This is a genomic window from Thiocystis minor, from assembly GCF_016653465.1.
Classification (GTDB): Bacteria; Pseudomonadota; Gammaproteobacteria; order Chromatiales; family Chromatiaceae; genus Chromatium; species Chromatium minus.
Genome location: NZ_NHSQ01000051.1, coordinates 24,397 through 50,766, shown reverse-complemented (window position 1 = coordinate 50,766; position 26,370 = coordinate 24,397). Strand labels below are relative to the sequence as shown.

The 26,370-nt window shown below is 65.0% G+C and carries 25 protein-coding genes; 10 read left to right on the top strand and 15 right to left on the bottom strand.

Annotated elements, in window-relative coordinates; genetic code table 11:
• Positions 1–4: 4 nt before the first annotated feature.
• The 11 genes from alr to ubiG form a co-directional block, all read right to left on the bottom strand.
• Positions 5–1,096 (bottom strand): alanine racemase, encoded by a 1,092-nt coding sequence (alr, locus tag CCR95_RS05510; protein WP_201092640.1) that lies wholly within the window; start codon positions 1,094–1,096, stop codon positions 5–7.
• Positions 1,097–1,101: 5 nt separating this feature from the next.
• Positions 1,102–2,757 carry a BatD family protein gene (locus CCR95_RS05505; RefSeq protein ID WP_201092615.1) on the bottom strand — a complete coding sequence of 552 codons (1,656 nt, stop codon included), beginning with the start codon at positions 2,755–2,757 and terminating at the stop codon, positions 1,102–1,104.
• Complete coding sequence (locus tag CCR95_RS05500; protein ID WP_201092614.1) at positions 2,751–4,508, bottom strand: tetratricopeptide repeat protein; 1,758 nt, start codon at positions 4,506–4,508, stop codon at positions 2,751–2,753. The genes CCR95_RS05505 and CCR95_RS05500 overlap by 7 nt, the downstream gene beginning before the upstream one ends.
• Positions 4,505–5,581 (bottom strand): VWA domain-containing protein, encoded by a 1,077-nt coding sequence (locus CCR95_RS05495; protein WP_420825645.1) that lies wholly within the window; start codon positions 5,579–5,581, stop codon positions 4,505–4,507. The genes CCR95_RS05500 and CCR95_RS05495 overlap by 4 nt, the downstream gene beginning before the upstream one ends.
• Positions 5,574–6,614, bottom strand: a complete 1,041-nt coding sequence (locus tag CCR95_RS05490; protein WP_201092613.1) for a VWA domain-containing protein — start codon at positions 6,612–6,614, stop codon at positions 5,574–5,576. The genes CCR95_RS05495 and CCR95_RS05490 overlap by 8 nt, the downstream gene beginning before the upstream one ends.
• Positions 6,607–7,146 (bottom strand): DUF4381 domain-containing protein, encoded by a 540-nt coding sequence (locus tag CCR95_RS05485; RefSeq protein ID WP_201092611.1) that lies wholly within the window; start codon positions 7,144–7,146, stop codon positions 6,607–6,609. Before CCR95_RS05485 ends, CCR95_RS05490 begins: the two co-directional genes overlap by 8 nt.
• A gap of 253 nt (positions 7,147–7,399) precedes the next feature.
• On the bottom strand, positions 7,400–8,317 hold the full coding sequence (locus tag CCR95_RS05480) for a DUF58 domain-containing protein (RefSeq protein WP_201092609.1): 918 nt from the start codon (positions 8,315–8,317) through the stop codon (positions 7,400–7,402).
• A gap of 172 nt (positions 8,318–8,489) precedes the next feature.
• Positions 8,490–8,972: a response regulator gene (locus CCR95_RS05475; protein WP_201092608.1), complete on the bottom strand. Its 483-nt coding sequence runs from the start codon at positions 8,970–8,972 to the stop codon at positions 8,490–8,492.
• A 214-nt stretch (positions 8,973–9,186) separates the two neighbouring features.
• Positions 9,187–9,957, bottom strand: a complete 771-nt coding sequence (locus CCR95_RS05470; protein ID WP_201092607.1) for an SDR family NAD(P)-dependent oxidoreductase — start codon at positions 9,955–9,957, stop codon at positions 9,187–9,189.
• 114 nt (positions 9,958–10,071) lie between these two features.
• The gene (locus tag CCR95_RS05465; protein WP_201092601.1) at positions 10,072–10,749 is read right to left on the bottom strand and encodes an HAD family hydrolase; all 678 of its coding nucleotides are present in this window, start codon (positions 10,747–10,749) and stop codon (positions 10,072–10,074) included.
• Complete coding sequence (gene ubiG / locus CCR95_RS05460) at positions 10,742–11,464, bottom strand: bifunctional 2-polyprenyl-6-hydroxyphenol methylase/3-demethylubiquinol 3-O-methyltransferase UbiG (RefSeq protein WP_201092599.1); 723 nt, start codon at positions 11,462–11,464, stop codon at positions 10,742–10,744. Before ubiG ends, CCR95_RS05465 begins: the two co-directional genes overlap by 8 nt.
• A gap of 219 nt (positions 11,465–11,683) precedes the next feature.
• On the opposite strand from ubiG, the gene glyA reads away from it, so the two are divergent.
• Positions 11,684–12,940 (top strand): serine hydroxymethyltransferase, encoded by a 1,257-nt coding sequence (glyA, locus tag CCR95_RS05455; protein WP_201092597.1) that lies wholly within the window; start codon positions 11,684–11,686, stop codon positions 12,938–12,940.
• A gap of 130 nt (positions 12,941–13,070) precedes the next feature.
• Here glyA and CCR95_RS05450 read toward each other — a convergent pair whose 3' ends face one another.
• From CCR95_RS05450 to CCR95_RS05440, 3 genes are read right to left on the bottom strand one after another with little or no spacing between them, the layout of a single operon-like run.
• Positions 13,071–16,202 carry a helicase HerA-like domain-containing protein gene (locus CCR95_RS05450; RefSeq protein WP_201092594.1) on the bottom strand — a complete coding sequence of 1,044 codons (3,132 nt, stop codon included), beginning with the start codon at positions 16,200–16,202 and terminating at the stop codon, positions 13,071–13,073.
• A 14-nt stretch (positions 16,203–16,216) separates the two neighbouring features.
• Positions 16,217–17,272 (bottom strand): hypothetical protein, encoded by a 1,056-nt coding sequence (locus CCR95_RS05445; protein ID WP_201092592.1) that lies wholly within the window; start codon positions 17,270–17,272, stop codon positions 16,217–16,219.
• Positions 17,269–18,582, bottom strand: coding sequence for a DUF559 domain-containing protein (locus CCR95_RS05440; RefSeq protein ID WP_201092590.1), 1,314 nt, complete (start codon positions 18,580–18,582; stop codon positions 17,269–17,271). The genes CCR95_RS05445 and CCR95_RS05440 overlap by 4 nt, the downstream gene beginning before the upstream one ends.
• A 112-nt stretch (positions 18,583–18,694) precedes the next feature.
• Here CCR95_RS05440 and nrdR point away from each other — a divergent pair, with 112 nt between their 5' ends.
• Positions 18,695–19,210: a transcriptional regulator NrdR gene (nrdR, locus tag CCR95_RS05435; RefSeq protein ID WP_201092589.1), complete on the top strand. Its 516-nt coding sequence runs from the start codon at positions 18,695–18,697 to the stop codon at positions 19,208–19,210.
• On the top strand, positions 19,207–20,418 hold the full coding sequence (gene ribD, locus CCR95_RS05430) for a bifunctional diaminohydroxyphosphoribosylaminopyrimidine deaminase/5-amino-6-(5-phosphoribosylamino)uracil reductase RibD (RefSeq protein ID WP_201092587.1): 1,212 nt from the start codon (positions 19,207–19,209) through the stop codon (positions 20,416–20,418). Before nrdR ends, ribD begins: the two co-directional genes overlap by 4 nt.
• A 34-nt stretch (positions 20,419–20,452) precedes the next feature.
• On the opposite strand, the gene CCR95_RS05425 is transcribed toward ribD, so the two are convergent.
• Positions 20,453–20,695: a CopG family ribbon-helix-helix protein gene (locus CCR95_RS05425; RefSeq protein ID WP_201092585.1), complete on the bottom strand. Its 243-nt coding sequence runs from the start codon at positions 20,693–20,695 to the stop codon at positions 20,453–20,455.
• Positions 20,696–20,781: 86 nt separating this feature from the next.
• Here CCR95_RS05425 and CCR95_RS05420 point away from each other — a divergent pair, with 86 nt between their 5' ends.
• The 7 genes from CCR95_RS05420 to metA all read left to right on the top strand — a co-directional run bounded on the left by CCR95_RS05420 (position 20,782) and on the right by metA (position 26,088).
• Positions 20,782–21,444 carry a riboflavin synthase gene (locus tag CCR95_RS05420; protein WP_201092584.1) on the top strand — a complete coding sequence of 221 codons (663 nt, stop codon included), beginning with the start codon at positions 20,782–20,784 and terminating at the stop codon, positions 21,442–21,444.
• Between the two features lie 54 nt (positions 21,445–21,498).
• Entirely contained in the window at positions 21,499–22,629 is a 1,131-nt protein-coding gene (ribBA, locus tag CCR95_RS05415) for a bifunctional 3,4-dihydroxy-2-butanone-4-phosphate synthase/GTP cyclohydrolase II (protein WP_201092583.1), read from the top strand.
• A gap of 42 nt (positions 22,630–22,671) precedes the next feature.
• Complete coding sequence (gene ribH / locus CCR95_RS05410) at positions 22,672–23,145, top strand: 6,7-dimethyl-8-ribityllumazine synthase (RefSeq protein WP_201092582.1); 474 nt, start codon at positions 22,672–22,674, stop codon at positions 23,143–23,145.
• Between the two features lie 4 nt (positions 23,146–23,149).
• A complete protein-coding gene (gene nusB / locus CCR95_RS05405; protein WP_201092581.1) occupies positions 23,150–23,701 on the top strand; it encodes a transcription antitermination factor NusB in 552 nt (183 codons plus the stop codon).
• 41 nt (positions 23,702–23,742) lie between these two features.
• A complete protein-coding gene (thiL, locus tag CCR95_RS05400) occupies positions 23,743–24,708 on the top strand; it encodes a thiamine-phosphate kinase (RefSeq protein WP_201092580.1) in 966 nt (321 codons plus the stop codon).
• A 42-nt stretch (positions 24,709–24,750) separates the two neighbouring features.
• Positions 24,751–24,906 (top strand): hypothetical protein, encoded by a 156-nt coding sequence (locus tag CCR95_RS05395; RefSeq protein WP_201092579.1) that lies wholly within the window; start codon positions 24,751–24,753, stop codon positions 24,904–24,906.
• Between the two features lie 90 nt (positions 24,907–24,996).
• Positions 24,997–26,088, top strand: coding sequence for a homoserine O-succinyltransferase MetA (gene metA, locus CCR95_RS05390; RefSeq protein WP_201092577.1), 1,092 nt, complete (start codon positions 24,997–24,999; stop codon positions 26,086–26,088).
• The last annotated feature ends 282 nt before the right edge of the window (positions 26,089–26,370 follow it).

Here is a 26,370-nt window from a genome sequence, read left to right as displayed (position 1 = left end):
GCGGTCAAACGCCCTCATGAATTAAAGGCACCCGACGCCCGATTCCGGTAAAGAGCTGATAGGCGATGGTGTCGCTGGCCTGGGCGACCTCATTGGCCGGGATGGTCGCGCCCCAGAGTTCCACCGGAGCGCCGATGTGGGCATCCGCTATCCCGGTCAGGTCGAGCGTGATCATATCCATCGAGACGCGGCCGATAATCCGGGTACGTTGTCCATTGACGGCGACTGGGGTGCCGTCGCGCGCATGCCGCGGGTAGCCGTCCGCATAGCCGACGGCGGCTACGCCAACGCGGGTCGGCCGCTCGCAGACGAAACGCCCGCCATAGCCAACCGGTTCGCCCGGCGCCAGATCCCGGATCGAGATCAGCGCGGACTCCAGCGTCATCGTGGGGCGTAGCGCCGTTGCTTGTGGATGCGCGCCCGGCAGCGGCGAGACGCCATAGATCATGATGCCGGGTCGCGTCCATTCGCCATGCGATTGGGGCCAGGCCAGGATGGCGGCCGAGTTGGCGAGACTGCGGGGGATCCGGAGCCCGCCAAGCGCCTGACCGAAGATCGCGATCTGTCGCTCGGTATAGGGATGCTCCGGCTCGTCGGCCCGCGCGAAATGGCTCATCGCGACCAGCTCGCCGATCTGGGGCGCGGCGGTCAGCGCGGCATGGGCGGCCGCGAAATCGTCCGGCGCCAGTCCGACCCGGTGCATGCCCGAGTCCAGCTTGATCCAGCAATCCAGGCGGCGCGCCGGACGCGCGGCCAGAATCCAATCCAGTTGTTCGCGGTTATGGATCACTGTGGTCAGTCCGGCGCGGTCGACCAGCGCGATTTCGTGCGGCGCGAAGACGCCCTCCAGTAACAGGATCGGATGGCGAATGCCCGATTCGCGCAACTCCATCGCCTCGTCGACACAGGCCACCGCGAAACCGTCGGCCTCGTCCGCCAGCGCGCGTGCCACGGCAACCGCCCCATGACCGTAGCCGTTGGCCTTGACCACGGCGAGCGCGCGCGCGGCTGGCGCCAAACGCTTGGCATGACGATAGTTATGGATCAGCGCATCGAGATGGATGCGCGCGCGGAGCGGGCGGGCTGGTGCGTTCATCATGTTCAGCTCGGATTCAACTCCGGTAGGCCCACCCAGCGGACCTTGCTGCTTTCTCGCGGTCGTTTCCGAAATCCAATCCCGCGTCCGATCTGATGCATGAACTCGCGCTTCCAGCGGGGGAAGTCGAGCGTCCGTCGGCCATAGAGCGCGGCGTCCAACTCCGCGATCAGGCGCGCGAGGGTCTCGCGATCCGCACCGGGGCGTAGCGCGAGGATGCCTTGCGTCAAGGCGGATGGCGTGAGATCGCCCTGGTCACAGAGTCGCGCCCGCGCCTCCCGCTCGAAGCGTTCGCGCCATTCGCCAGGGCTCGTGGCCCGATTCGCGCGGTGCAGACAAGTACGGAAATGACGGCTCGCCGGAAGCCGGCGCGACCAGCTCACACGCGCCCTGGCTAGGATGGGTTGGGGATTCAGTCGGGTCAGCGCGCGTCGAAATTGTCTCAAGGCGCTCGACAGGGCGGTGCGCAATCGGCGGCCCAGGGCGATCTTCAACGCGAGCCCGGGTTGCCCTCGATGTTCGCGATAATAGACGCCGCCCCAATAGCCGGTCAGCAGGAGCAGCAGTCCGGCCAGGGGTAGCCAGAAGACGCCCAGTCCCGGTCCGGACAGCGCGGACGCCGAGAGCCCCAGCGGTCCGCCGCCGCGCACGTTCAGCGTTTTGATGGGCAGACGGGCGACTTCGCGTACCTCCCGATCGACATTCCACCAGGGGATACTCATCTCGGGCAGGGTGAGCCGGCCGCCGGTTTGGGGCACCAGGGTGTAATACTCGGTGCGCCTGGCGAACAAGTCGCGCCCCTCCGGCGACAGGCCGCTCTCCGTCAGCGTTTGCTCGCGGTAGAGGCGAAAATCCGGCCCGGTCAATTGTCCTTCGAGGCTTGGTAGCTGGGCCTCGGTGGCGCCAATCGCGGCGATTTCCAGCATCAGGGTGACGGGCTGGCCCGGCTCCAGCGTCCCTTCGCGGTCGATGCTGGATTTCAGGGTCAAAGACCTCAACGGCAGCCAGGGTTGCACCGAACTCAGTGGAGGGCGCACGCGCAGAGCGATGGGGCGCGCGGTGACGGACTCGAAGCGCTGTGCCATGCCGCCGCCGGCTTGGGTGCCGGTGATTTTGAGCGGCGGCAAATCCAGGTTTCCCGAGCGCAAGGGGATGACGCTGAGCACGAAGGCGTTGACGATCTCTCGCTGCCCGCCCGTGGTGCGGGCACTGGTGGTGGGTTCGCCCACTTGCTTGATCAGAACATCGTTGCTGGCGGGCAACTCCAGGTTTGCCGTGCTGAGGTTGCCGCGACTGATCAGGTCCAGCCGCAGAATGACGGGCTGTTGCAGATAGGGTTGGTTCTCGTCGAGCGACCATTCGAGTCGCGGCGGCGCGGTTTGCGCGGCTGGCATGAAACCCTGCGGATAGCCTGGCGGCCAAGAGGGTTGGTAGCCGGGCATCGAGTAGGGCCTCTGGCCCGGATTGGGCGCGAACTGGTCGCTCGGCGGAACGCCTTGGGCATTCGTGGGGGGAATGGGCCGGAATCCCCATTGGGTCGCCTGCGGCGGAGGCTGGCCGTATTGCGCTTGGGGCTGACCATAATAGGGTTGAGCCTCGACGCCACCGATGCAGAGCCAGAGTAAGGCGGTCGCCAAGCGGGCGGTTTTCCAGATCACCATGGTCGATTCTCCCGCCAGGGGCCGGTCAGATCCTGCATCTGGCGCATCTCTTCGAGCCGGAATTGATTGCGGATGAGCAGGGTCGGATCGCCTTCGACCTGTTGCAGCCGCTGTTCCATCACGGCCATGCCCGCCCCGCCCATCGCGGTCGGACCGTCCAGCGAAAGTATCCGGCCTTCCTTGGTCTCGGACTCCCGGTCCACGCCGGGCTGACGACCGAGCTGGTCGAAGTCTTCGACCGCCTCGGCCTGACGGTCCTTCAGCGCCGCGTCGGGAGGCGGAACCTCCGCCCGGCCGCGCCCGTTCGCGCGACCGCTTTGCTCGGGTGGGGGTTCGGTCTTCCGGTTTTGATCGGCATCCCTGGCGTCGCTCTCCTGTCGGTCTCCACCGGTGCCCGCGTCCGAGCGGTCGCGATCCTGACGGTCGCCAGCCCCCTTGTCGGCATCGTCCCGATCGCCGCCGGTCGGTTGGTCGCGTGTGTGTTCCCCGCCGCCGGCCAAGGTGTCCGTGTCTTGTTCTTTCGACTCACGCTCGCCGGACTCTTCGCCCTCGTTGCCGGATGTCGACTGATCGGGCGGCTCGGAAGACGTCTCGCGGGATTTGCCACTTTCGGTCTCCGGGCGTGATTTCTCGCCATCTTCACCCTGCTCGCGCGTCTCCTGTGACGATCCGCTCTCTTCGGATGGTTTCCGGTCGCGCGATGTTCGCGTCCCCTGTTGATCCTCGGACGACGGCTCGTCATCGCCTTTGCCCGAATCGGTTTGTTCGCCGGCTTTGCCGCCCGAACCGGATTCTTGGCGATCTTTTGCCTCTTGACCAGCGTTCTCGTCCTGGCCTTGCTTGGTACCCTGGGCGCTGTCCTGCTCGGCACCCGTGCCTTCGGATGCTTTCTCCGATTGGCTCTTGCCCGTCTGCTCATCCTGCTCGCTTGAATCGTCGCCCTTGCCGGTCTGTGACGAATCCTTGCCGCCGGCCTGATCCTTGGATTCGGACCCTTCGGAAGACGATTCCTGGGAGTCGCCTTCGCCGGACTCCTGTTGTTCGCTCTCCTGTTGTTGACCGGATTGCTGCTGTTCGCTGGACTGTTGCTGTTGATCCGACGCTTGCTGCTCGCTGGATTCCTGCTGCTCCGACTGTTGTTCGCTGGACTTTTGCTGCTCGTCCGATGGCTGCTGTTTGCTGGATGCTTCCTGCTTGTCTTTGCTCTTTTCCTGTTTCTTTTCCTTTTCCGTGTCCTTTTTCTGTTCGGACTGATCGCGGAATTGTTCCTGCTCCAGTCGTGCCAGCCGGGCGCGGGTCAGCGCCAGATTCTGGGCCGCATCCTCATGGGCGGGATTGGCGCTCAGGACGTCTTCATAGGCTTGAGCCGCGCTGGCGTAATCGCCAAGCTGAAAGCGGGCGTTCCCCTGATTGTAGCGGGCGGACTCGGCCTGACTGCCGCTCGCGGCCTCGCCGAAGGCTTGCGTGGCTTCCTGATACTGCCCGGCCCGATAGAGCGCGACGCCCTGACGGTACGGATCCTCGAAGGACTTGGCGGCGGTTTCATAGTCGCCGGCGCGATAGGTCTCATAGGCCGCCTGCTCCTTGTTCTTGAACCAATCGGCGCTCACCGGAGCGGCGGGAAGCAGGATCAGGCCGCAAAAAATGGCCAGCGTAGGATGGGCAAAGCGCAGCATGCCCATCCTAACCACGCCGAGGAAAAAGATGGGCACGCTGCGCTTTGCCCATCCTACGTTCTGGTATTTGCTCATGAAGAGAAATCTCCGCGAGTCTGGCGGCGCGCGCCTTGCCAACGCGGCAGCCGACGAAACCGAGGCAGCAGCAGCCCGGCCAGCACAAGCACCGGCAGCCAATACCGCTCGTTCCAGATTCGGGTGCGCGTATCGCTGGCCTCCGGGGGCAGACGGCTGACGGCGGCGGCCTTCAGAATGGCGTCGGTGTCCGCGTCGCGATAATCGGCGCGACGATAGAGCCCGCCGCCGACCTGGGCCAGGGCTTCAAGCTGCGCTTCGTTCAGACGCGAGCGTACCGGCTGACGTCCGGGATCGGCGGGATCGACGATGAACCCGCCCAGCGGCGCCGGCACGCTCGCGCCGTCCGTTGTCCCCATCCCGAGCGCATGCAGCCGGATGCCCTGTTCGGCCAGTCGAGCGATCCGCTCCGTCAGGCCGGGCTCGTCGAAATCGCCGTCCGAGATCAGCAGAATGGCCCGCGCGCTGTCCTCGGGCAGACCGGCGAGCAGGCTTTCGGCACGGTCCAGCGTGCGCGTCAGGCTGCTGCCTTGCAGGTTAGGGCTGGCGAGATCCGCCGACAGCGCGGGCAGGGTATTGAGCAGGCTGCCGATGTCCTCGGTGATGGGCGAGAGCACATGCGGCGTCGAGGCGAAGACGATCAGCCCGAGTCGCACCTGTTGGTCTCTGGCGATCAGATCCTGCAACTCCTGGCGGGCGCGTCCGAGTCGGCTCGGGCTCACGTCCTGGGCCAGCATGGAGCGCGAAATGTCCAGCAGAACCAGCAGATTGTTGCCGGGATGGAAGAGTCGCACATCGGTCGAATCCCAGCGCGGGCCGGCCATCGCCGTGAGCAGCAGCGTCCAGAGCAGCGCCCAGCGCAGAAAACGCCCCCAGCGCTCGGTGGTCCTGAGATCGCGGGTCCCGCTGAGGTGCGGGAGCAGATGCGGATCCGCGTACCGGTGGATGGGACCGCGCGCGGCGCGGGCGGCGCTGCGCATCAGCCAGAGCGCCACCGGGAGGATGACGAGCAGACCCAGAAACCAGAGCGGCTGCTCGAAGTGGAAGACTTGATCGACGATGGGGTTAGTCACTGGCGAGCCTGCGCACGAAGCGTTTGCGTCCTTCCGGGAAGAGCCCCAGCCACAGCAGGGCCAGCAGGGCCACCCCCAGCGGCCAGCGATAGAGCGGCCGGGGCAGATAGGCGGTGCGTGCCTCGGCCTCGGTCTTTTCCAACTGACCGATACGCTCGGAAATCTCCTCCAGCGCGCGGGTGTTGGTGGCGCGGAAATAGCCGCCGCCGGTCAGGTCGGCGATCTGCTGGAGCGTGGCCTCGTCCATGGTGAGATCGTCGCGAAACCGCACCGCGCCATCCTCCAGGATGGGGATGCTGGTCTGCTGGCTGCCGACCCCGATGACATAGATCCGCACCCCCGCGAGACGGGCAAGCTGGGCCGCTTCCTTCGGGGCAAAACCGCCGGCATTGTTGTCGCCGTCGGCGATGACGATCATCACTCGGGAGCCCTCGGGGCGGTCGCGCAGCTTCTTAACACCGAGCGCGATGGCGTCGCCCAGCGCGGTGGCCGGACCGGCGATGCCGGGAATCACGCCGTCGAGCAGCAGACGCACGGCATGCCGGTCGAGACTCAGGGGCGCGAGGACGAACGCCTGACTGCCGAACAGGACGAGTCCGACGCGATCGCCCGCGCGGGTGTCGATGAAGCGGCCCATCACGCCCTTGACCACCGACATGCGGTTGACCTGGCGGCCCTCGACGGTGAAATCGAGCGCCTCCATGGAATGTGAGGCGTCCACGGCAATCATGAGGTCATAGCCCGGCGTGCTGACCTCGGTGTAGGGCGTCAGCCACTGCGGGCGCATCAGGGCGAGGATCAGACTGATCCAGAGCAGGAACAGCAGCGCCCAATAGAGCCAGCCGCCGAGTTGCAGGCGCGGCTTGCGGAGACTGAAGGCCGCTTTCAGATCGTCCAGATGCGGGTGCAGCAGGGTTTGACGCTGACCTTGCAGGGTCTCCTCGCTCTGGCCCCCCGGTTCGGGCCACAGAAACGGCAGGAGCAGTGGCAGCGGAAGCAGGAGTGCGGCCCAGGGCCAGTGGAATTCAAACACCGGATGACGCCCTCGCACGGAACCAGCGGAAGGGAATGGTCGTGGGCTCGCGGGTCGTCACCCAGCCCTCGACCGCCTCGATCAAATCCAGCAGATGAGCGTCGCTGACCTGGCCGGCTGGCGCATAGGGCGCGTTCAGCAGAATCCGCCCGCGCTCGCGCCACCGAAAGCCCCTGGGATCGTTCCTCTCCAGCCAGTCGAGCCAGTCGTTTCCGGTCAAGCCAGCGCAGGCGGGGCGTCCGAGCCGCGCCATGGCGATGCGGCGCAGCAATTCGGACAGCTCGCTGGCGGTCGTCTTGGACGACTGCCCGGCGCGCGCGCGCCGTCGCAGATCGCGCAGCGCGCCCGCGGCATCCCAGCGCCAGCTTCCGAGCGTGAGCCCTGGGATCGGAATGCGCAGACTGAGGACGGCGCGCCAGCGCCAGAGGGCGAAGGCGAGCAGCAGGATAGCAAGTGCCAGCAGCCACCAGCCGGGCGCGAGCGGCCACCAGGGGACCGATTGGATGTCGTGGATATCCCGAAGCTGTTGCATGGGTCATGACCCTGAAAAGCGCAGTTGAACCGCGTCCAGCGCGATATTCGTAATTTCCAGTTTGTGTTTGGCTCTGGGGATTTCACCAGCCTCACTAGAGACGCGGTTTAAAATTATATATTTTTTAATACCTTAAACCGCGTCTGCTCCGACTATCGTCGATGCGGCCAAGGTTAATCCAATCCAAGAACATCGCATACCGCACTGGACGCGGTTTAAACCGAATACCGGCTTCAGGATGGCCGGTCCGAATTCAGACCGCCCGCGAGCGCGCGCGCTGTTCGAGATCGCGGATCAGGGTGAGGTGGATTTCCGTATCCGTGCGCACCGGCAGCAGCACGATACGCAGACGATGGGCCATCGCCTGAAGCCGTTCGCGGCGCTCCTCCCAACGTTGTCGGTAGAGCCGTTTTGCATGCGGATCGTCGGTATCGATCTCGATCAGTGCGCCATCGGTGCCGGTGAAGGTGGTCACGCCCATGGATGGAATCTCCCAATCGGCCGGATCGTCCACTGGAATCAGTGCGACGGTGTTGCGTTGGCTGAGATCGCCGAGCACCTGCTCCAGCCCTAGCGTATCGCGGTTCAGATCGGCGATCACGAACACCAGCGATCCGGTCGGCAGACCCGAGCAGGCCCGTCGCAACGCGCCGCCCAAACAGTCGATGGACGGGTCCAGGTCGGCGCCCGGTTCGGTCAGCGTGCGCAGCAACTGCCAGAGCGCCCGCCGACCGCGCGAGGGCCGAAAATGCTGGAGACCGGTCTTCGGATCGCCGAACACCAGACCGCCGACGCGATCGTTCAGACGACTGGCGGCCCAGCCGATCAGCGCCGCCGCCCGCGCCGTCTGGACCGACTTGAAGGTGCCGCGCGTGCCGAAGCTCATGTGCGGCCCTTTGTCGACACAGAGCACCACCGACCGCTCGCGTTCTTCGCGAAAGATCTTCAGATGCGGCTCGTTGGTGCGCGCCGTCACCTTCCAGTCCATATAGCGGATATCGTCGCCCTCGCGGTACTCGCGCACCTCCTCGAAGTTGACCCCAGCGCCACGGAACACCGAGGCATAGAGCCCGGCAAAGGTCGAGTTCACCAGATGATGCGAGGGCAGGCCCAGGGTGTGGGCCTGATGGCGCAGCTCCAGCAGGTCATCGAGTCGGGGGTAGAGGCTCATTTATGAATAAAGTTATCAGTTGCCAGTTGGCGCGTTGATGCCTTTGCTATCCTGATAATAAAACGGACCCCATGTCCAGTTCGGTTTTTCCCCAAATTGGCAGCAATTCTCATTTTGGCGCCGCTCGGCCTGTTTTGGGCTTCACTGTGTCATCCAGCGGTGAGGGGGGGCATCAATCCTGTGTCAAACCTTCCGGATCAACGCGGGGATCGCGGTCGCTTGCGACGAGCACACAGGACGCTTCCGGTTTGAGCGGAATCCATCCCGTGGACGGAAAGAGCGCTTCCTCCAGTGCATCCAGGTCGAGTGGCTTGCGCAGACAGATGCCGACTGACGGTTGATCCTCCTGAGTCCAGGGTTCTTTATCCCGACTGGTGACGAGGACGACCGGCAGATTGGGCGACAGGTGGCGCAATGCCTGTGCCATTGCGATGCCGGACATGCCGGGGAGATCGAGATCGAAGATCGCGCCGGTCAATGGAAAAATCGCGGACCGGTTGATCCCGAGATGCAGGGTCAATCGTCCGTCATCCTGGCGGATTGCCCGCAACAGACTTTCGCCCGAACGGTAGTGGGTCGCCCGCAGGCCATGAAGATCCAGCCATGCCCCCAGCGCACGCGCGAGACGCGGGCCGTCGTCGACAATGGCGACCATGCCGGACATTCTCATGAGCCTGCCCACCGCAACCGTCGTGCAAATGGACGTTTCTGTACCATCACCGTCTCCCAAGAAAATACGTTTCTCAACCGTGTCCGGTTGCGTGAAGAGTCGGATGGTAGCGATTGGTTGGAGAAGCGCAATTGCCCCAAGGGGCAAAAGGGGCGAAAGGCAATCGAACAAATCCGACGCGCCAGCTTCCTGTCGGGTGTCAATGTTCCGGCGAACGCGTCGGTCTGGCGTCCTGGGCGTGACACGCCTGACCGGTGATGCCCCGGCTCTCTGAGCCTAAGAGCTGAATGTAACGGTTCGCGACGGTCTCGGGCGCGGGATGGATGCCGGGATCCTCGCCCGGATAGAGGGTTGCCCGTAGCGCGGTGCGCACGAGGCCGGGGTCGAGACTGTTGACGCGGATCTGGCTGCTGTCGCGGGTTTCTGCCGCCAGCACCTGCATCAGTCCTTCAATCCCGAATTTGGCGGCGGCATAGGCACCCCAGTAGGCTTTGCCGGTGCGTCCGACGCGATCCGAGGTGAACACGATGGCGGCATCCTTCGACGCGCGCAGCAGCGGCAGACAGGCTTGGGTCAACAGAAAGGGCGCGGTCAGGTTGATCCGGATCACGCGCTCCCACTCGTTGGAGTCATAGTCGTCGATGCGGCTCAGATAGGGCGCGAAAGCGGCGCAGTGGGCCAGCCCGTCAAGACGGACGAAGGTCTCGCCCAGAAGATTCGCTGCGGCGATGAAATCCGCCTCGGTTGCCTTTTCCAGATCGAGCGGCAGGATCGCGGGCTCGGGATCGCCGTGGGCGACGATGGCGTCGTACACCGGCTCCAGATCTGCTTCCTTGAAGGACGACAGAACGACGGTCGCGCCTTGGGCCGCGCACGCGAACGCCACGGCGCGGCCAATGCCCTCAAGGGCGCCGGTGACGAGGATAACGCGCTCTTGCAGCCGCTTCATGTCGGCGGGTATATAGTCCATCGGATGATTGGTCCTCTCTTGATAAAGTCAGTTAAACCGCGTCCGCTCCGACTATCGTCGATGCGGGCAAGGTTAATCCAATCCAAAAACATCGCATACCGCACTGGACGCGGTTTAGGTTCCCGGCAGCCAATCGAGCACGTCGAGCGGATGCTCGATCAGTCCATGCGCGCCCCAACGATCAGGCGCGTCGTCGGTGCCGAGATACCCGAACAGTGCGACCAGCGTGCCCATGCCGGCGGCGAGGCCCGCCTGAATGTCGCGCTCGGCGTCGCCGACATACCAGCAGCGCCGCGGATCGACTCGCAGCAGATCGCAGGCATGAAACAAGGGGTCGGGATAGGGTTTGGGGCGCGCCGCCGTGTCGCCGCTGACCACACAACCGGCGCGCTCGCGCAGACCGAGTAGTTCCATCAGCGGATCGGTCAGCCAGCCGGGTTTGTTGGTGACGATGCCCCAGGAGATGCCACGCCGCTCCAGGGTGTCGATCAGTTCGACGATGCCGGGAAAAAGCACCGTGTCCTTGACTAGCGCCGCCGCGTAAATCTCCATGAATTCCAAGCGTAGCGGTTCGTAATCCTGGTCATTCGGTCCCAGGTCGAAACCGATCCGCAGCATGCCCCGCCCGCCGTGGGAGACGTAGGGCCGCACCCGCGCGAACGGCAACGGCGCTCGGCCATGGCGGTCGAGCAGTCGGTTCAGCGCGGCGGCCATGTCGGGCGCGGTGTCGGCGAAGGTGCCGTCCAGGTCGAACAGCACGGCGCCATCGCGCGGCGCAGGCAGCTCAGACATGCGGTTCGCGCACGCAGGTCACGAGATAATTCACGTCCAGATTGCGCGGGTCGAGGCGGTAGGTACGCGTCAAGGGGTTATAGGTCATGCCCATCAGATCGACGGTGCGCAGCTCGGTGGGACGGATCCAGGCGTCCAGCTCCGAGGGACGGATGAAGCGCGCATAGTCATGGGTGCCACGCGGCAGCATACCCATCACATATTCCGCCCCGATGACCGCCATCAGGAAGGCTTTCGGATTGCGGTTGAGGGTGGAGAAAAACACCTTGCCGCCCGGTCGCACCAGTCGGGCGCAGGCCTCCACCACCGAGGCCGGATGCGGCACATGCTCCAGCATCTCCATGCAGGTCACGACATCGAAACTCCCCGGCTGCTCCTCGGCCAGGGTCTCGACCGTGACGCGCCGGTAATCGACCTCGACGCCGCTCTCCAGGGTATGCAGCTCGGCCACCCGCAGCGGCATGGCGCCCATGTCGATGCCGGTGACTTGCGCGCCGCGCAGCGCCATGCTCTCGGACAGAATGCCGCCGCCGCAGCCGACATCCAGGATGCGCTTGTCGGCCAGCCCGCCCGCGCCCCGTTCGATATAGTCCAGACGCAGCGGGTTGATGTCGTGCAGCGTTTTGAATTCGCTGTGCGGATCCCACCAGCGCGAGGCGAGTTCCTCGAACTTGCTGATCTCGGCGTGATCGACGTTGTGGATGGTCTCGGTCATGGCGGCGGGTCCGGGGATTGAGGGCGGATGGGCGCAAGCGAGGCGCGTCTACCGCGAAATAGCGATGCAGGCGGCTATTCTAAAGCGAACGGCGTTCCTTCATCCAGAAATCGCCACGGGTGCGCAAACCTCGCGATCCCTGCAGGACGCGGTTTAATCGGCGACGTGGGCGCGCGAAATCGCTAAAATACGTCGCTTTGCATGACCGGGGCCGTGAAAATGTTCGAGAAAACCCTACAGATCAGCGATTACGATCCGGAACTCTGGGCCGCCATCCAGGACGAGGAGCGTCGGCAGGAAGAGCATGTCGAACTCATCGCCTCCGAGAATTACGCCAGCCCGCGCGTGATGCAGGCGCAGGGCAGTGTCCTGACCAACAAATACGCCGAGGGCTATCCAGGCAAGCGCTATTACGGCGGCTGCGAGCATGTCGACGTGGCCGAGCAGCTCGCCATCGATCGCGCCAAACAGTTGTTCGGCGCCGCTTATGCCAATGTTCAGCCGCATTCCGGTTCGCAGGCCAATGCCGCGGTCTTCCTGGCGCTCTGCAACGCGGGCGACACCGTGCTTGGCATGAGTCTGGCCCACGGCGGGCATCTAACCCATGGGGCCAAGCCGAACTTCTCCGGCAAGCTCTATCACGCCGTTCAGTACGGTCTGAACCCGGAAACCGGCGAGATCGACTACGACGAGGTCGAGCGTCTGGCCCAGGAGCACAAGCCGCGCATGGTCATCGCCGGTTTCTCCGCCTATTCGCGCATCGTCGACTGGCAGCGTTTCCGCGACATCGCCGACAGCGTGGGCGCGTTTCTGCTGGTCGACATGGCGCATGTCGCCGGACTCGTGGCCGCCGGGGTCTACCCGAGCCCGGTCCAGATCGCCGATGTGACCACCACCACCACGCACAAAACTCTGCGCGGTCCGCGCGGCGGTCTGATCCTGGCCAAGGCCAACCCCGAGATCGAGAAAAAACTCAACTCGGTGGTCTTTCCCGGCATCCAGGGCGGTCCGCTGATGCATGTGATTGCCGCCAAGGCGGTAGCCTTCAAGGAGGCGCTGGAGCCTGGATTCAAGACTTATCAGGAACAGGTGGTGCGCAACGCGCGGATCATGGCCGAGGTCTTCATCGCGCGCGGTTATGACGTCGTGTCGGGCGGCACCGACGATCATCTCTTCCTGGTGAGCTTCATCCATCAGGGCCTGACCGGCAAGGATGTGGACGCCTGGCTGGGCGCGGCCAATATCACGGTCAACAAGAATGCCGTCCCCAACGATCCGCAATCGCCCTTCGTGACCAGCGGGATTCGGGTCGGCACGCCGGCCATCACCACCCGCGGTTTCGGCGCCGACGAGGCGCGCGCGCTGGCCGGCTGGATGTGCGATCTGATCGATGCGCGCGGCGAGCCGGGCACCATCGCAACCGTGAAGGCGAAGGTGCTGGAGCTGTGTAAGCGGTTTCCGGTGTATGAGCGTTGAGGACAGCGCTCGACCCGCGGAATCGACGCCATCGTTACGTCAGACCTGACGCATCAGGCATCAGGCATCAGGCATCAGGCATCAGGCATCAGGCATCGGGCAATGGCGGCAAAGGCGTGAATAAACTTGCTCATGTCCGCGCCGCCAGCGCGAGGATCTCCTCGGCGGGGATCTGCGCGGCGCGGATGAGCGACTGCTCCGCCCGCAGACTGGCGACCTCGCCGTCGCGAATCAGGTAGAACTCGCCGACCGCTTGATGCGGCAGCTTGGCTGTCACGTCCGTTTTCGCCTCGCTCAACATCGGTTTGAGCTTTCTGAGCGCCGTCTCCTCTTTGATCTTGCCGACGAACCATGAGGAAATCTGATCGCGCGACCGGTAATCCAGGTCGCCGGGGCTTTGCGTGGCGAGTAGCAGCCCGATCCCCGCCGAGCGCGCCCGTCTGAGCAGATTTTCCAACGGCTCCTTGGTGGCCGGTTTCGACTGCGCCGGCAGATAGAGATCGGCCTCGTCGAACAGGATGACCGTCTGGAGCGCATCCGACGGGTGCCGGGTGGCGTAGCGGCCAATTTCCAGCAGCAACTGCGCGACCCAAAACAGGACATTGGCATTGCTGCCCAGAAAGGCCGTGCTGACGATCGTCAGGCGGGTCCGCCCGTCTGGCACCCCGGCCCCTCGTCCGAGCAGGGTCGCGATGTCAAGCCGCTCGTCCTCGTGCTGGAACAGTTTGCCATTGTGCAGGCTCAGGGTCTGCAAATCCTCGGCCAAGCGTTTGAAATTCCGGGTGTCCAGGTGTCCGACGGCGTTGACGAGCAGTGGGTCTTCCGTAGCAACGAAGGCCATCAGGCGCTCCAGGTCGAGCGGGGTGCCGGGTTCCAGTTCGGCGAGCAGGCCGATCGCCTGGCCGAGAATGGCCAGGCGTTGCTGATCGCTACGGCTGGTTCGGTAATTCATCAGACCGCCCAATGCGCTCGCCGAGAATTGCGCGAGTTGCTGGCGCTCGCCGCTCGGGAGTTCGCCAAGCCCAGGCGGGGCGATGGAGATCCCGAGCGGACGCCCCCGACCTGCGCTGGCGCCGGGCGTGTAGAGCGCCACCTCGATCCGGGAACGCAAGGCGTCGCGCGCCGGTTGCCGCGCGGCGTCGGCGGCCGGCATCCGCCAGGACCGCGGGCGCGCGTAACCGCACAGATCGCCCTTGCGATCGACCAGCAGCGCGGGGATGCCTTGCAGCAGCAATTGTTCGATGAGATGGAGCGCCAGCGTGGTCTTGCCCGAGCCGGAACCGCCGAGGAAGGCCGCGTGCCGGACCAGACTGGCGGTCACCAGCGAGAGCGTCCGTGGCTGAAAATCGCGCGTTTCGCCGAGCCGGGGCGCGACCTCCTGCCGCGGCGTCCGCCCGGTCTCGCTCCCGTTCCCCGCGGGGGGCGGAGAAAGACGGGCGGGCGGCGTGGGTTCCGCTGGCCTCGCGGGTTCGGTTCCTCCCGGCTGGAGCGTGTGCAGCGCAAGCAGATCCCGCAGTGCCGGCAGGCGCGTCAGCGGACAATCGGCGCGCAGCCAGTCAGGGAACGCGGGGTCGGCGCCATGTTGCGCCAGGAAGGAGGGCATGGCGGCCATGGCCCGCCAATCGGAATCGGCGACCACGACCCGTCGTCCGCCAGCGGCCACGAATTGCCCCAGCCGTTCCGCGATCCTGGTCCTGGGGTTGCTTGGGAACGCGGTCGAGCGGACCGCCACCGGCACGCGCCCGCCAGCGCGTTGCGCGAGTGCCGCGATCTGCTTTTCGAGCGCCCCGCCCAGGGCGGATTTCTGGCAGGGCGCGACCAAGAGCCGTTGCTTCACGACACCGCCGGCATTGGCAATCTCGACGGCCAGCGCGTCGCCCTGGTCAAGGACCGTGAAGCGATGTCCGCTGGTCAGTTCCAGCGCGCCCTGTGCGATGGTCGCGGCCAGCAGACGCAACAGCGCCGCCTCCGTTTCGGGGACCGGGTGAATGCCGGTGAGATGATCGTTCCAGGCTTGCTCCAGTTGCCGCCCGCTGGCGGCGGCCGGCGGCGCGGCGGCGTCATGCACCGCCACCGGCAGATCCTGAAAACCCTGGTCGCGCCGCTCCCGACACCAGTCGAGGATGTGACGGGTCGGCAGACGGGCGAGCGTCGACGGCGTGTCTGGCGGAAAGGGAAACAGCGGTTCCCGCGCGTCTCCAGGAATCTCCTGTTCATCCAGAAAGGCGCTCACGCGACGGGCGATCAGGAGCGAGACCTCATCCGCCGAGCGTTCGGCGATCAATTTGACCGGCGCGGGGTCTTTTTCGAGACGATCGCGCTGGGGTTCCGACATGTGCTGGCGAAGCGTCGTATAAAAATCGGCCAGGCAGGCGATCACCGCAATCACATTCGGCACCTCGGCCAGGGTGACGACCGTGCGGATGGCATTGCGAAATTTCTGCTCCGCCGCCTCCATCTGCAGGATGTCCTCCAACTGATCCAGACAGATGACCAGCGCGCCGGCGCCAAGGGCCTGGATCAACTGCGCGAGGGCGACGAGCATCCGCTGCGGGTCGTCCTCTTCGGTGCGGGGCGCGAGCAAACCCCCCAGAAGCTGCTGGTCCTGCTGGGCCAGCGGCTCGCAGCGCAGAAATCGGAACACCCGGTGATTGATGGCCGGGTCGCTCGATTGCAGAAACAAGAGTGCGCGCACCAGGTCGAGGTCGACCTGGCGAAAAGGCGTGAGCTTGAGCACGCGGTCGGCGAGCCGGTCGATCAGATCGCGACGATCCCGCGCGGACAACCGACCGCTGCGCAGGAGTTCCAGGGCGGCCGGCGTGACGGCCGTCGTGTTCTCGACCAGTGCATTGGACAGACGCAGCAGGCCCGTGGTCGCGCCCATTGGCATGAAATAGGGCTTGTCCAGCGAGTCGATGGTCTGACGCAGCACGTAACGGGCATAATTCGGGACCGCCGAGGTCATCTGCATGTAGCTGAAATAGCCGCTGGCCTGGGCGTGCGTCGTGTTGCGCAGGGCGCGCACCAGGTGTGTCTTGCCGGCACCGGAATCGCCGAGCAACAGCAGGATGCGCCCCGCATCGGGCGCGTGCGACGGCGCCACGCGATGCAGCAGGCGCCGATAGCCGTCACGCGCCTCCTGATGGATGGTCTCCACATCGAAAGGGTCCGGCAACCAGATCTGATGCTGATGGGTGACGGAGTGAAAAAGCCCCTCGCCGCGCGCGGAGCAAAGGGCATGCAGGCGTGGATCGGGTTCCATGCGCGACGGGTGTCTCAATCCAGCCGAATGAAGTGGAAGGTGGCGGTGAGATAGCGAAGCTCGGAGCGGGCGACGTCGTCCGGGTCGAGCGTATAGGCCAGATCGGCCCGGCTCAGACGCAACAGCCCCTGGCGATTCGCCTCGGCAAGCCGCTCCTTGAACTGGGTCTCGGTGAGTTCGGCGTCCCGACCTGCTTCGCGCAGGCGCTCCCAGACATGAGAAATGAAGATCTTATCCTCGCCAAAACGGCCCGTGGCGGTTGTCCGCGCGGTTTGTATCACCGTCGCGGCAAAGGCGGCGAGGTCGACCGACGCTGGCGTGGCCTGGTCCGGCGCCGCCAGCGTTGCCGGCGCGTCCGGGACCGCGTCCGCCAGCGCGCGTCGCAGCACCGTGAGCCGCAGTTCGTTCACGTCCGTGCGGCGCGCGCCGATGGACTGGGCGACGAGTTGCTTGAGCGCGTTGTCCACCGGCAGGTCGCTCGCGGTGCCGAGTAAGTCGTTCAGCAGGATCTTGGGGGCGTTGTGCATAAACCGCTGACCGCTGACGGCCGGCCACCGCTCGCGCCGGTGGCGCGGGTTCTCGGGCGCGGCCAGCAGCAGCCACCAGAGCAGCGCGTTGCGGGCCTGCGCGAGCGTCGGATAGGGTCCGCCGGGCAGCGAATACTGCACGGCCAGAATCGCCGCGCGCAGGCCGTCGGCGCTGGCAAGTTGCTTGCGTTCCTGATCGGTCCTTGGCGGCGGCAGGCCCAACGCGCGGGCTTGCAGAGCGATGTTCCTCACCTGTGGCCAGGACAGCGGCTTGGCGGTTTGCCGCACGGACAGCCAGGCGAGCCCCGCCTCGCGACCCGCCGTCGTCAGGCGCCAACGGGAGGCGCCTTGCCGTTCAAGCTGACCGGTCTCTTGCAGCGGCGCGAGCGCATCGGCCAAGGCGCGCGACCAGGCCGCGCCGGTGGTGTCGGGCCGCAGCGGTTGCAGCGATTTCGTCATTTCGCTGGCGGTCAATCCCGCTGGCGCGGCGGCCAATAGGCGGGCGCGGAGCAACTCCGTCAGGGTGAAGGCGGGGGCGTTCATTCAGGGGGCCTCCGAGCAGGCAAGATCGTTGGGTGTTGAAGCGCATGACGCAGCGTATCGAGAATCGACTCCAGATCGCTGACCACATCCTCGGCGAGAAAGCGCAACACGAGCAAGCCCTGTTGTTGCAGCGCCAAATCCTTACGGCGGTCGCGCCGATAGCGTGCGGCGTCCTGAAAGTGATGATACCCGTCAATCTCCACCGCGACACCCGGCGGATCGGCCAGGAGGTCGACCTCCAGCGGGCGGTTGCCGAACGGGATAGCGAGTTGGGCGTTGAGTCGGAACCGGCCGGCCAGCTCGGGGATGGATTCGAGCAGGCGGAAGAGAAACCGCTCGGCCTGACTACGCGCCGCCGCGCTGTCCTCCGGGGTGGCGCGCGCGTGCAGACAGCGCAGCAAAGACACGGCCTCGCGCAGCACCGTCGGGGCCGCGCCATGACGCGCCAGAACGGCGATCAGCGGACGCGGATCGGGATCGCTGCCCAGCGCCTGCCGGACGAACCAGTCCTGGAGCCGCTCCTGGCTGGGCGCGGCCAGTCGGACGACGCCTTCGCGCAGGATCGCCTTGTAGCGGGATTCTGGCGCGGTCTCCAGATAACGGTCGTACCGATCGGTCGCGATCGCGACCGCCAGCGGCAACCGCGGCGCCTGCTCGGCGATCCGCGCCGCCATCTCCAGGGGCGCCGCCGACCGGGTCTCGCGCGCCACGACGATCAGCAGGCCCGGCAGGGTCTCCGCCGACAGGCGCGTCAGTAGCCAGGCAAACGTTCGCGCCTCGCCCCAGGGGGCATCGTCAGGCGGTTGCCGGGCGAGCGCCACGGCCACGTCGGACACCCGCGCGGCACGCTCGGCGCGGCGCTCCCGCAGCCAGGGCGGCAATTGCGCCAGGATGTCCTCGTCCGCGCCTGAAATGCCGTCCTGGGTCGGGGCGCGCAGGAGGACGTCGCCGCCCGCGCGCAGTGCCGCCAGCCAGACATCCAGGCAGGTGTCGGCGCGATCGGACGACCAGACGGCCCCGCTGCGCCGCGCCCGTGCGTTCCATTGGGTCCAGGCGCGGTACGCGGTCGCGGACGGGCCGGCCAGTACGGTGACCGTTGGCAGTTGTTGTCGCCGCCGACAGTGGTGCGCTTCGAGCCGCGCCAGTACGTCGCGCGACGTTTCCGTGGCTGATTGGGGGCGGTGGTCCAGGGTCTTTTTTCCCATGGCCTGGATGTTACCGTGAAACACCGCCGCGGGCGCTCCCTGGGCGAGACGTTGCCCCGGACGCGCGGCGCTCGCGAGCGATGCGCTTTGCTTCGTTTCGCGCATCCCTGTATCTTCGCTTCCCTGGATCATGGTGCTGCCGTGGTCCCCCGCGACGGCAGGCTCGCTGTCTGCGTGTCGCGACCACTCTCACCACGACCTAACTGACCACGACCACATGCGTTGTCCCTTCTGCGGTGCCCAGGATACCAAGGTCGTCGACTCGCGCCTGTCGGGCGAGGGCGATCAGGTGCGTCGACGGCGCAAATGCGTGGTGTGCAAGGAGCGTTTCACGACCTACGAATCCGCCGAACTCAATCTGCCGCGCATCGTCAAACGCGATGGCAGTCGGGTGCCTTTCGACGGTCGCAAGCTCCGCTCGGGGATGATTCGGGCGCTGGAGAAGCGCCCCGTGAGCACCGAGCAGATCGACACGGCGATGTCGCACATCCAGCGGCGCTTGATGTCGAGTGGGGAGAGCGAGGTGCCCTCGTTGCGGATCGGCGAGTTGGTCATGGACGAACTGCGCCAGCTCGATCAGGTCGCCTATGTGCGCTTCGCCTCGGTCTATCGGAAATTCGAGGACGTGGCCGCCTTCCGCGAGGAGATCGAACGGCTCGAACGTCAACCCTCGCCCGAGGCCAATCGTCATCAGATGGATCTGCTCAAGGAATTGGAGTCCAACGCCGAATGAACGGCACGGCGGACTCAGGCGCGCAGCGGGTCTCCGATGAGGTTGTCATGGCGGAGGCGATCCATCTGGCCAAACGGGGGCACTATAGCGCCGACCCCAATCCGTGCGTGGGCTGCGTGCTGGTGCGCGACGGTCTACCGGTCGGCGAGGGCTGGCATCGTCGCGCCGGCGAGCCGCACGCCGAGCGCAACGCGCTGGCCCAGGCGGGCGAGGCCGCGCGCGGGGCGACGGCCTACGTCACCCTGGAGCCCTGCTGTCATCATGGCCGCACGCCGCCCTGCACGGACGCGCTCATCGCGGCGGGCGTGACGCGGGTGGTCTGCGCCATGGCGGACCCGAATCCGCTGGTCGCCGGCAAGGGGATCGCCAGTCTGCGCGAGGCGGGCATCGAGGTGAAAACCGGCGTGCTGGAGGATCTGGCGCGGGCGTTGAATCCCGGTTTCATCAAACGCATGGAACAGGGGCGGCCCTTTGTCCGCTGCAAACTGGCGGCGAGCCTGGACGGTCGCACGGCCATGGCCAGCGGCGAGAGCCAATGGATCAGCTCGACGGCATCGCGACGCGAAGTGCAGCTCTGGCGCGCCGCGAGTTCGGCCATTCTGACCGGGATCGGCACGGTGCTCGCGGACGATCCGAGCCTGAACGTGCGTCTGTCGGCGGACGAGGTGCCGGAACTGGATCCGCTGGATCGGATGGAGATGGAACTGGAGTTGAATCTGGAGCTGAAGCCGGAGCCGGGCGTCCCGCTCCGTCAACCGCTGCGGATCGTGGTCGACAGTCATTGGCGCATGCCGCTGCAGGCGCGGATGCTGACTCTGCCCGGCGAGACGCTGGTAGTGGGCGTGGACGACGCGCCCGCGCGGATGGACGCGCTCGCGGCCGCCGGCGCCTTGGTGTATCGCTGTCCGCAACGCGAAGGGCGGGTGGATCTGGCGGCGCTGATGGGCGAGCTGGCGCGTCGGGACATCAACGAGTTGCTGCTGGAAACCGGCGCGACCCTGGCCGGAGCCATGCTGGCCGCCGGGCTGATCGACGAGATCGTGCTCTATCAGGCACCGCATCTTATGGGCGATGCCGGGATGGGGTTATTTCATCTGCCGGGGGTCACGACGATGGCCGAGCGGATTGCGCTGGAGATCGTCGATGTGCGGCGGGTTGGGGTTGATCTGCGGGTTCGGGCGCGGCCGGTCATGTCGCGCGAGGATTAAAACCTCGATGGCGCTCAAATCGCGCGCGGCGCTTTTAGTCCAGCGAATTCGCAAGCCTGGACTCCCAATGCTGCTTCAGAGCGGAGTGCTCAACGAAGTTTCCGACGTCGGCTTCGCTGACGCCCTGCTCGATCGCTTCGACTTGCCAGGCGTTGAGCTTGACGAAGTCATCGATGGCCCGCGTTGCCAGGTACGATGTCGAGCGGTCCATTGCCTTGGCGAGCACCTCAAGGGATTGGCTGGTTTTTTCATCGAGTCGTAATCTCATCGTCGGCATTGTGCGTATCCTGTTTGCATGCATTCGATTGCAAGTGTATTGCCACGATTGATACCGTCTAGTTTCTGGAGCCAGCATCGAACATCATGTTTACCGGAATCATTCAATCCATCGGCCAGATCCAGCGCCTTGAGCCACGCGGCGGCGATGTCCGGCTGACGATCGACACCGGCAAGCTGCCGCTCGCCGAGGTGGCGATCGGCGACAGTATCGCCGTCAACGGGGTCTGTCTGACCGCCGTGGAGCTGACCGGCCGGGGCTTCTCCGCCGATGTCTCGCGCGAATCGCTCTCCTTGACCACCCTGGGTGCGCTTGGCCCCGGCGGCCGGGTCAATCTGGAAAAGGCGCTGACGCTCTCGACGCCGCTCGGCGGACATCTGGTCAGCGGTCATGTCGACGGAGTCGGCGTCCTGCTGGAACGTCACGAGGACGCCCGCTCCTGGCGGCTGCGCATCCAGGCCCCCGACGAACTGGCTCGCTATATCGCCCAGAAGGGATCCATCTGCGTCGATGGCGTCAGCTTGACCGTCAATCGGGTCGATGGCGCGGTCTTCGAGTTGAACATCGTCCCGCACACCATCCGGGAGACCATTATCGGCGGTTATCGGACGGGCGCCCGCGTCAACCTGGAGGTTGATCTGATCGCCCGCTATCTGGAGCGACTCCTGTTGGGCGAGCGCGCCGCTACGCCAACCTCATCCGGAGTGACGCTTGAGTTTCTCGCGGAGCACGGTTTTGTCAATCCATGAACTCAGCCTTTTTTGTTAGTCTAACGGGCTTTCCCACACGAAGACATCCAGTCCATGAGCAGTAGCCGCGTCAACAGCACCGAGGAAATCATCGAGGATCTGCGCCAGGGTCGCATGGTCGTGATCATGGACGACGAGGATCGCGAAAACGAGGGCGATCTGCTGCTCGCCGCCGACTGCGTCACCGCCGAGGCGGTGAATTTCATGGCCAAGTACGGACGCGGTCTGATCTGTCTGACACTGACCAAGGAACGCTGCGAGCAACTGCGTCTGCCGCTGATGGTCAGCGACAATCAGGCGGCGCATTCAACCGCCTTCACGGTGTCCATTGAGGCCGCGCGCGGCGTCACCACCGGGATTTCAGCCGCCGACCGCGCGGTCACCATCCGCGCCGCGGTCGCGCCCGAGGCGAGCGCTCGGGATCTGGTCCAGCCCGGCCATATCTTTCCGCTCATGGCCCAGCCGGGCGGGGTGCTGGTGCGCGCCGGACACACCGAGGCCGGCTGCGATCTGGCGCGACTGGCCGGGTTCAGCCCGGCGGCGGCGATCGTCGAGATCCTGAACGAAGACGGCACCATGGCCCGTCGTCCGGACCTGGAGATCTTCGCCCGCACCCACGGCATCAAGATCGGAACCATCGCCGATCTGATTCAATACCGCGTTCGCCACGAAAAGGCGGTGCTGCGCGAATGCGAGTGCGAACTGCCGACCGCCGAGGCGACCTTTCGTCTGGTCGCCTACCGTGACAGTATCGACAACGAGATTCATCTGGCCCTGACCCTGGGCGACATCAGCCCGGAGCGCCCGACGCTGGTGCGGGTGCATCTTCAGAATACGCTCTGCGATCTGTTCGAGACCTCGCACAACGCCTGCGGCTGGCCGCTGCGGGATGTGATGCGTCAGGTGGCGGCGGCGGGCGAAGGCGTGATCGTGGTGCTGCGCAATCGCGACAGTTCCGCCGACCTGCTGGCGCGTCTCAAGGACTTCAAACTGCATGACCGCGACGATCCGGTGCCCGTCCGTCAACAGGATCGCCGCGAGCTGCGCACTTATGGGATCGGCGCGCAGATTCTCTCGGATCTCGGGGTGCGCAAGATGCGGGTGATGAGCGCGCCAAAGTCGATGCACGCTATTTCCGGATTCGATCTGGAAGTGGTCGAGTACACGGGCGGCAGGGCTGCCTAGTGCTTCGCTGCTCAAGTTCCTATTCGTTTAGGTAATCAATGTATGAGTATCAATGTCATAGAAGGCGCGCTCCGCGCCGACGAGAACGCCCGCTTCTGTCTGGTGGTCTCGCGCTGGAACAGCTTCGTGGTGGAGAGCCTGGAAAAAGGCGCCATCGATACGCTCCGGCGTCATGGCGTCGCCGATGAGAATCTAACCGTCGTGCGGGTACCCGGCGCCTTCGAGATGCCGGTGGCCATCGAGCGGATCGCCGCCAAGGGCGGATTCGACGCCATCGTCGCCCTGGGCGCGGTGATCCGTGGCGGCACGCCGCATTTCGAGTATGTCGCCGGCGAATGCGTCAAGGGTATGGCCCAGGTCAGTCTGAAATACGGTCTGCCGGTCGCCTTTGGTGTGCTGACCGTCGACAGCATCGAACAGGCGATCGAGCGTTCCGGCACCAAGGCCGGCAATAAGGGCGCCGAGGCGGCGATGTCCGCCCTGGAAATGGCCGATCTACTGAGACAGATCAACTGACCGAATGACGAACACCGACAAGGTAAGCCCCCGCAGCCAGGCACGCCGCTATGCCGCGCTTGCGCTCTATCAATGGCGTTTGACCGGCGAGGATCCGATGTCGATCAAACGCCACCTGCTCGACGATCCCGAATGGCTCGATGCCGTCGCGATGTCCCTGAGCGGCGCCGACGATGACGCCCCGCCCGATCCCAAGCAGCGTTTCAAGTTCAATCTGGAACTCCTGGAGCAACTGCTCACCGGCGTGCCAGCGCGGGTCAAGGAGATCGACGCCCAACTGGATCGTTTCCTGGATCGTCCGATCACCCAGGTGGATCCGGTCGAACTCGCGATTCTGCGTCTGGGCGCCTTCGAGATTCTATTCTCGGACAATATTCCGAATCGCGTCGCCATCAACGAGGCAATCGAGTTGACCAAGCTGCTTGGCGCCCATGAGGGGCACAAGTATGTCAACGGTGTGCTGGACAAAATCGCCCGCCACCATGCCGTGGCGATGGAGCGGAGTTCGCTGCAAACCACGCCCTCCGCCAGCGAGGAACCGTCCTCCGATGCATAGAACCCGATCCGGAATCGCCGCGCATCCGCCAGCCTTGCAGCGTGTCTGAATTCGATCTGATCCGCGCCTTTTTTGCCGACATCGGCCCACGGCGGGCGGATGTGGCCTTGGGTGTCGGCGACGATTGCGCACTGCTCGCGATTCCCGAAGGGCAGTGCCTGGCCGTCAGTATCGACACGCTGTCCGCCGGAATTCATTTCTTCCCCGACTGCGCTCCCGAGGCCATCGGCCATAAAGCGCTGGCCGTGGGACTCAGCGATCTGGCCGCCATGGGCGCCGCGCCGGCGTGGTCGACGCTTGCCCTGACGCTGCCGTCAGCGGATGAAGACTGGATCCGCCCCTTTACCGCCGGCTTCGCCGCGCTCTCGAAGACGCATGGAATCCGGCTGGTGGGCGGCGATACCACGCGCGGTCCATTGAGCGTGACGGTGCAGGTGCATGGCCATGTGCCGGTCGGCGCGGCGGTGCGGCGCAGTGGCGCCCGTCCGGGCGATCTCGTCTGCGTGAGCGGTACTCTGGGCGATGCGGGGCTGGCACTGCGCGGTTTGCTCGCGGGCGAGGCGGTCGACTCCGCGTTGCGCTGGCGCCTCGAGTATCCGACTCCAAGGGTCGAACTAGGGTTGCGGCTGCGCGGGCTGGCGACCGCTATGATCGATCTCTCGGACGGCCTGGCCGGGGATCTGGGGCACATTCTGGCCGCCTCCGGGGTGGGAGCGGAACTGGATCTGGCGCGCTTGCCGCTCTCGCCGTCGGTGGCCGAGGTCGTGGCCCAAACGGGCGACTGGACGCTACCGCTGTCCTCCGGGGACGATTACGAACTCTGCTTCTGTCTTCCAGCCGAGCATGCTCGGGAGGTTCGGGAGTTGGGCGCCGGGCTGGATTGTCCGATCCGGACGGTGGGACGGATGCGGGCGAAAGCGGGTCTGACGTGTCGATTGCCGGATGGCGGGTTATTCGCAATCGATGGGGGAGGTTACGATCACTTCGCCGCTGGAGGCGGCGGTTAGTGCAGATCCGCAGATATCCTGAGGCCATTCGTTGTCGTTGTCGTGATCGCGGTCTCGACATGGCGAATATTCGATTACGACAACGACAACGACAACGACAACGACAACGACAACGACAACGACAACGACAACGACAACGACAACGAGGATGCCCCGGTCTTGGAACTTGAGCAGCAAAGCAGTAGGAGTCACGGCTAACACGGATTTGCCACCGGTTTTACGGTTTGCCTCCCGTTTCCGCATCCCCCATGACTTTATCTTAAATTCCCTTAGGAGCCTAAGCCTCCCATGCCAATCGTTGCCCATAACGACCTGCCCACCTTCGCCCGACTGCGCGAGGAGGGCCAGCAGATTCTCGACCCGGATCGGGCGCTTCAGCAGGATATCCGCGAGTTGCACGTCGGGTTGCTCAACATGATGCCCGATGCGGCCCTGGCCGCGACAGAACGGCAGTTCTTTCGCCTGGTGGGGCAGAGTAACCCGATTGCGCAGTTTTACGTGCATCCCTTCACCCTGGATACCCTGGCGCGTGGCCCCGAAACCCAGGCGTATATTCAGCGCTATTACGAGCCTTTCGAGAAGATTCGCGAGGAAGGGCTGGATGCGCTGATCATCACCGGGGCCAATGTCACCGGCTCGGATCTGTCCAACGAACCCTTCTGGGAGCCGCTGATCGAGGTGGTCGACTGGGCCTACGACAAGGTGTGCTCGACGCTTTGTTCCTGCCTGGCGACCCATGCCGTGATGCAGTTTCGCTACCGTCAGGCGCGCCAGCCCTTGCCGGCGAAGTGCTGGGGGGTGTATGCGCACCGGGTGGTGGAGCGGACGCATCCGCTGGTGAGCGATGTCAATACGCGCTTCGATGTGCCGCATTCGCGTTTCAATGACATCAGCCGCGCGCAGTTCGATGCCGCCGGGCTGCATGTCCTCACCGAGAGCGACGACGCGGGCGTTCACCTGGCCGTCAGCGCGGACGGCTTCCGGCAGATCTTCTTTCAGGGGCATCCCGAATACGACATGATCTCGCTGCTGAAGGAGTATAAGCGCGAGGTCAAGCGGTTTGCCGCCGGCGCGAGGGTCGACTATCCGCCTTTCCCGGAGAATTATTTCAGTCTGCAATCGCGCGCCATTCTGGAGGAGCATCGCGGGCAGATTCTGGAGGCGCTGGATCAGGGGCGCGAGTTACCCGTCTTTCCGGAAGACCGGATCGTGGCGCGGCTGCACAACACCTGGCACGACACCGCCCAAGGCGTGGTCGGCAATTGGATGGGGTTGGTCTACCGGGTCACCAATAATGATCGAAGGCTGCGCTTCATGGCGCATGTGAACCCGGACGATCCGCTGGCGCTTGGGTGGAGCGGGGCGCCCGTGCTTTATTAGGATTCGTTTGCGTCGAGCTGCCTCAACCGATGCGTTCAGGCGACATGCGCCATTGTTCCAGTGTCCTCCCGGCCTGTTTCAGCGCGGTGATGCGCGCCTCCAATCGGTTCTTCGCCGCAAAAGTTGCATAAATGTAACAGTTTTCGCGGCTCTCGCCCTTGCGGGTTTTGTGGAATCTGCGTTAATTCGATAGGTGTATCACGAAATTTTCTGACGAGCAGAGTTGTTGTTTGTTGCATTTCAAACTAAACTTTACGCTATGAGATGCGGCATGTGACCAAA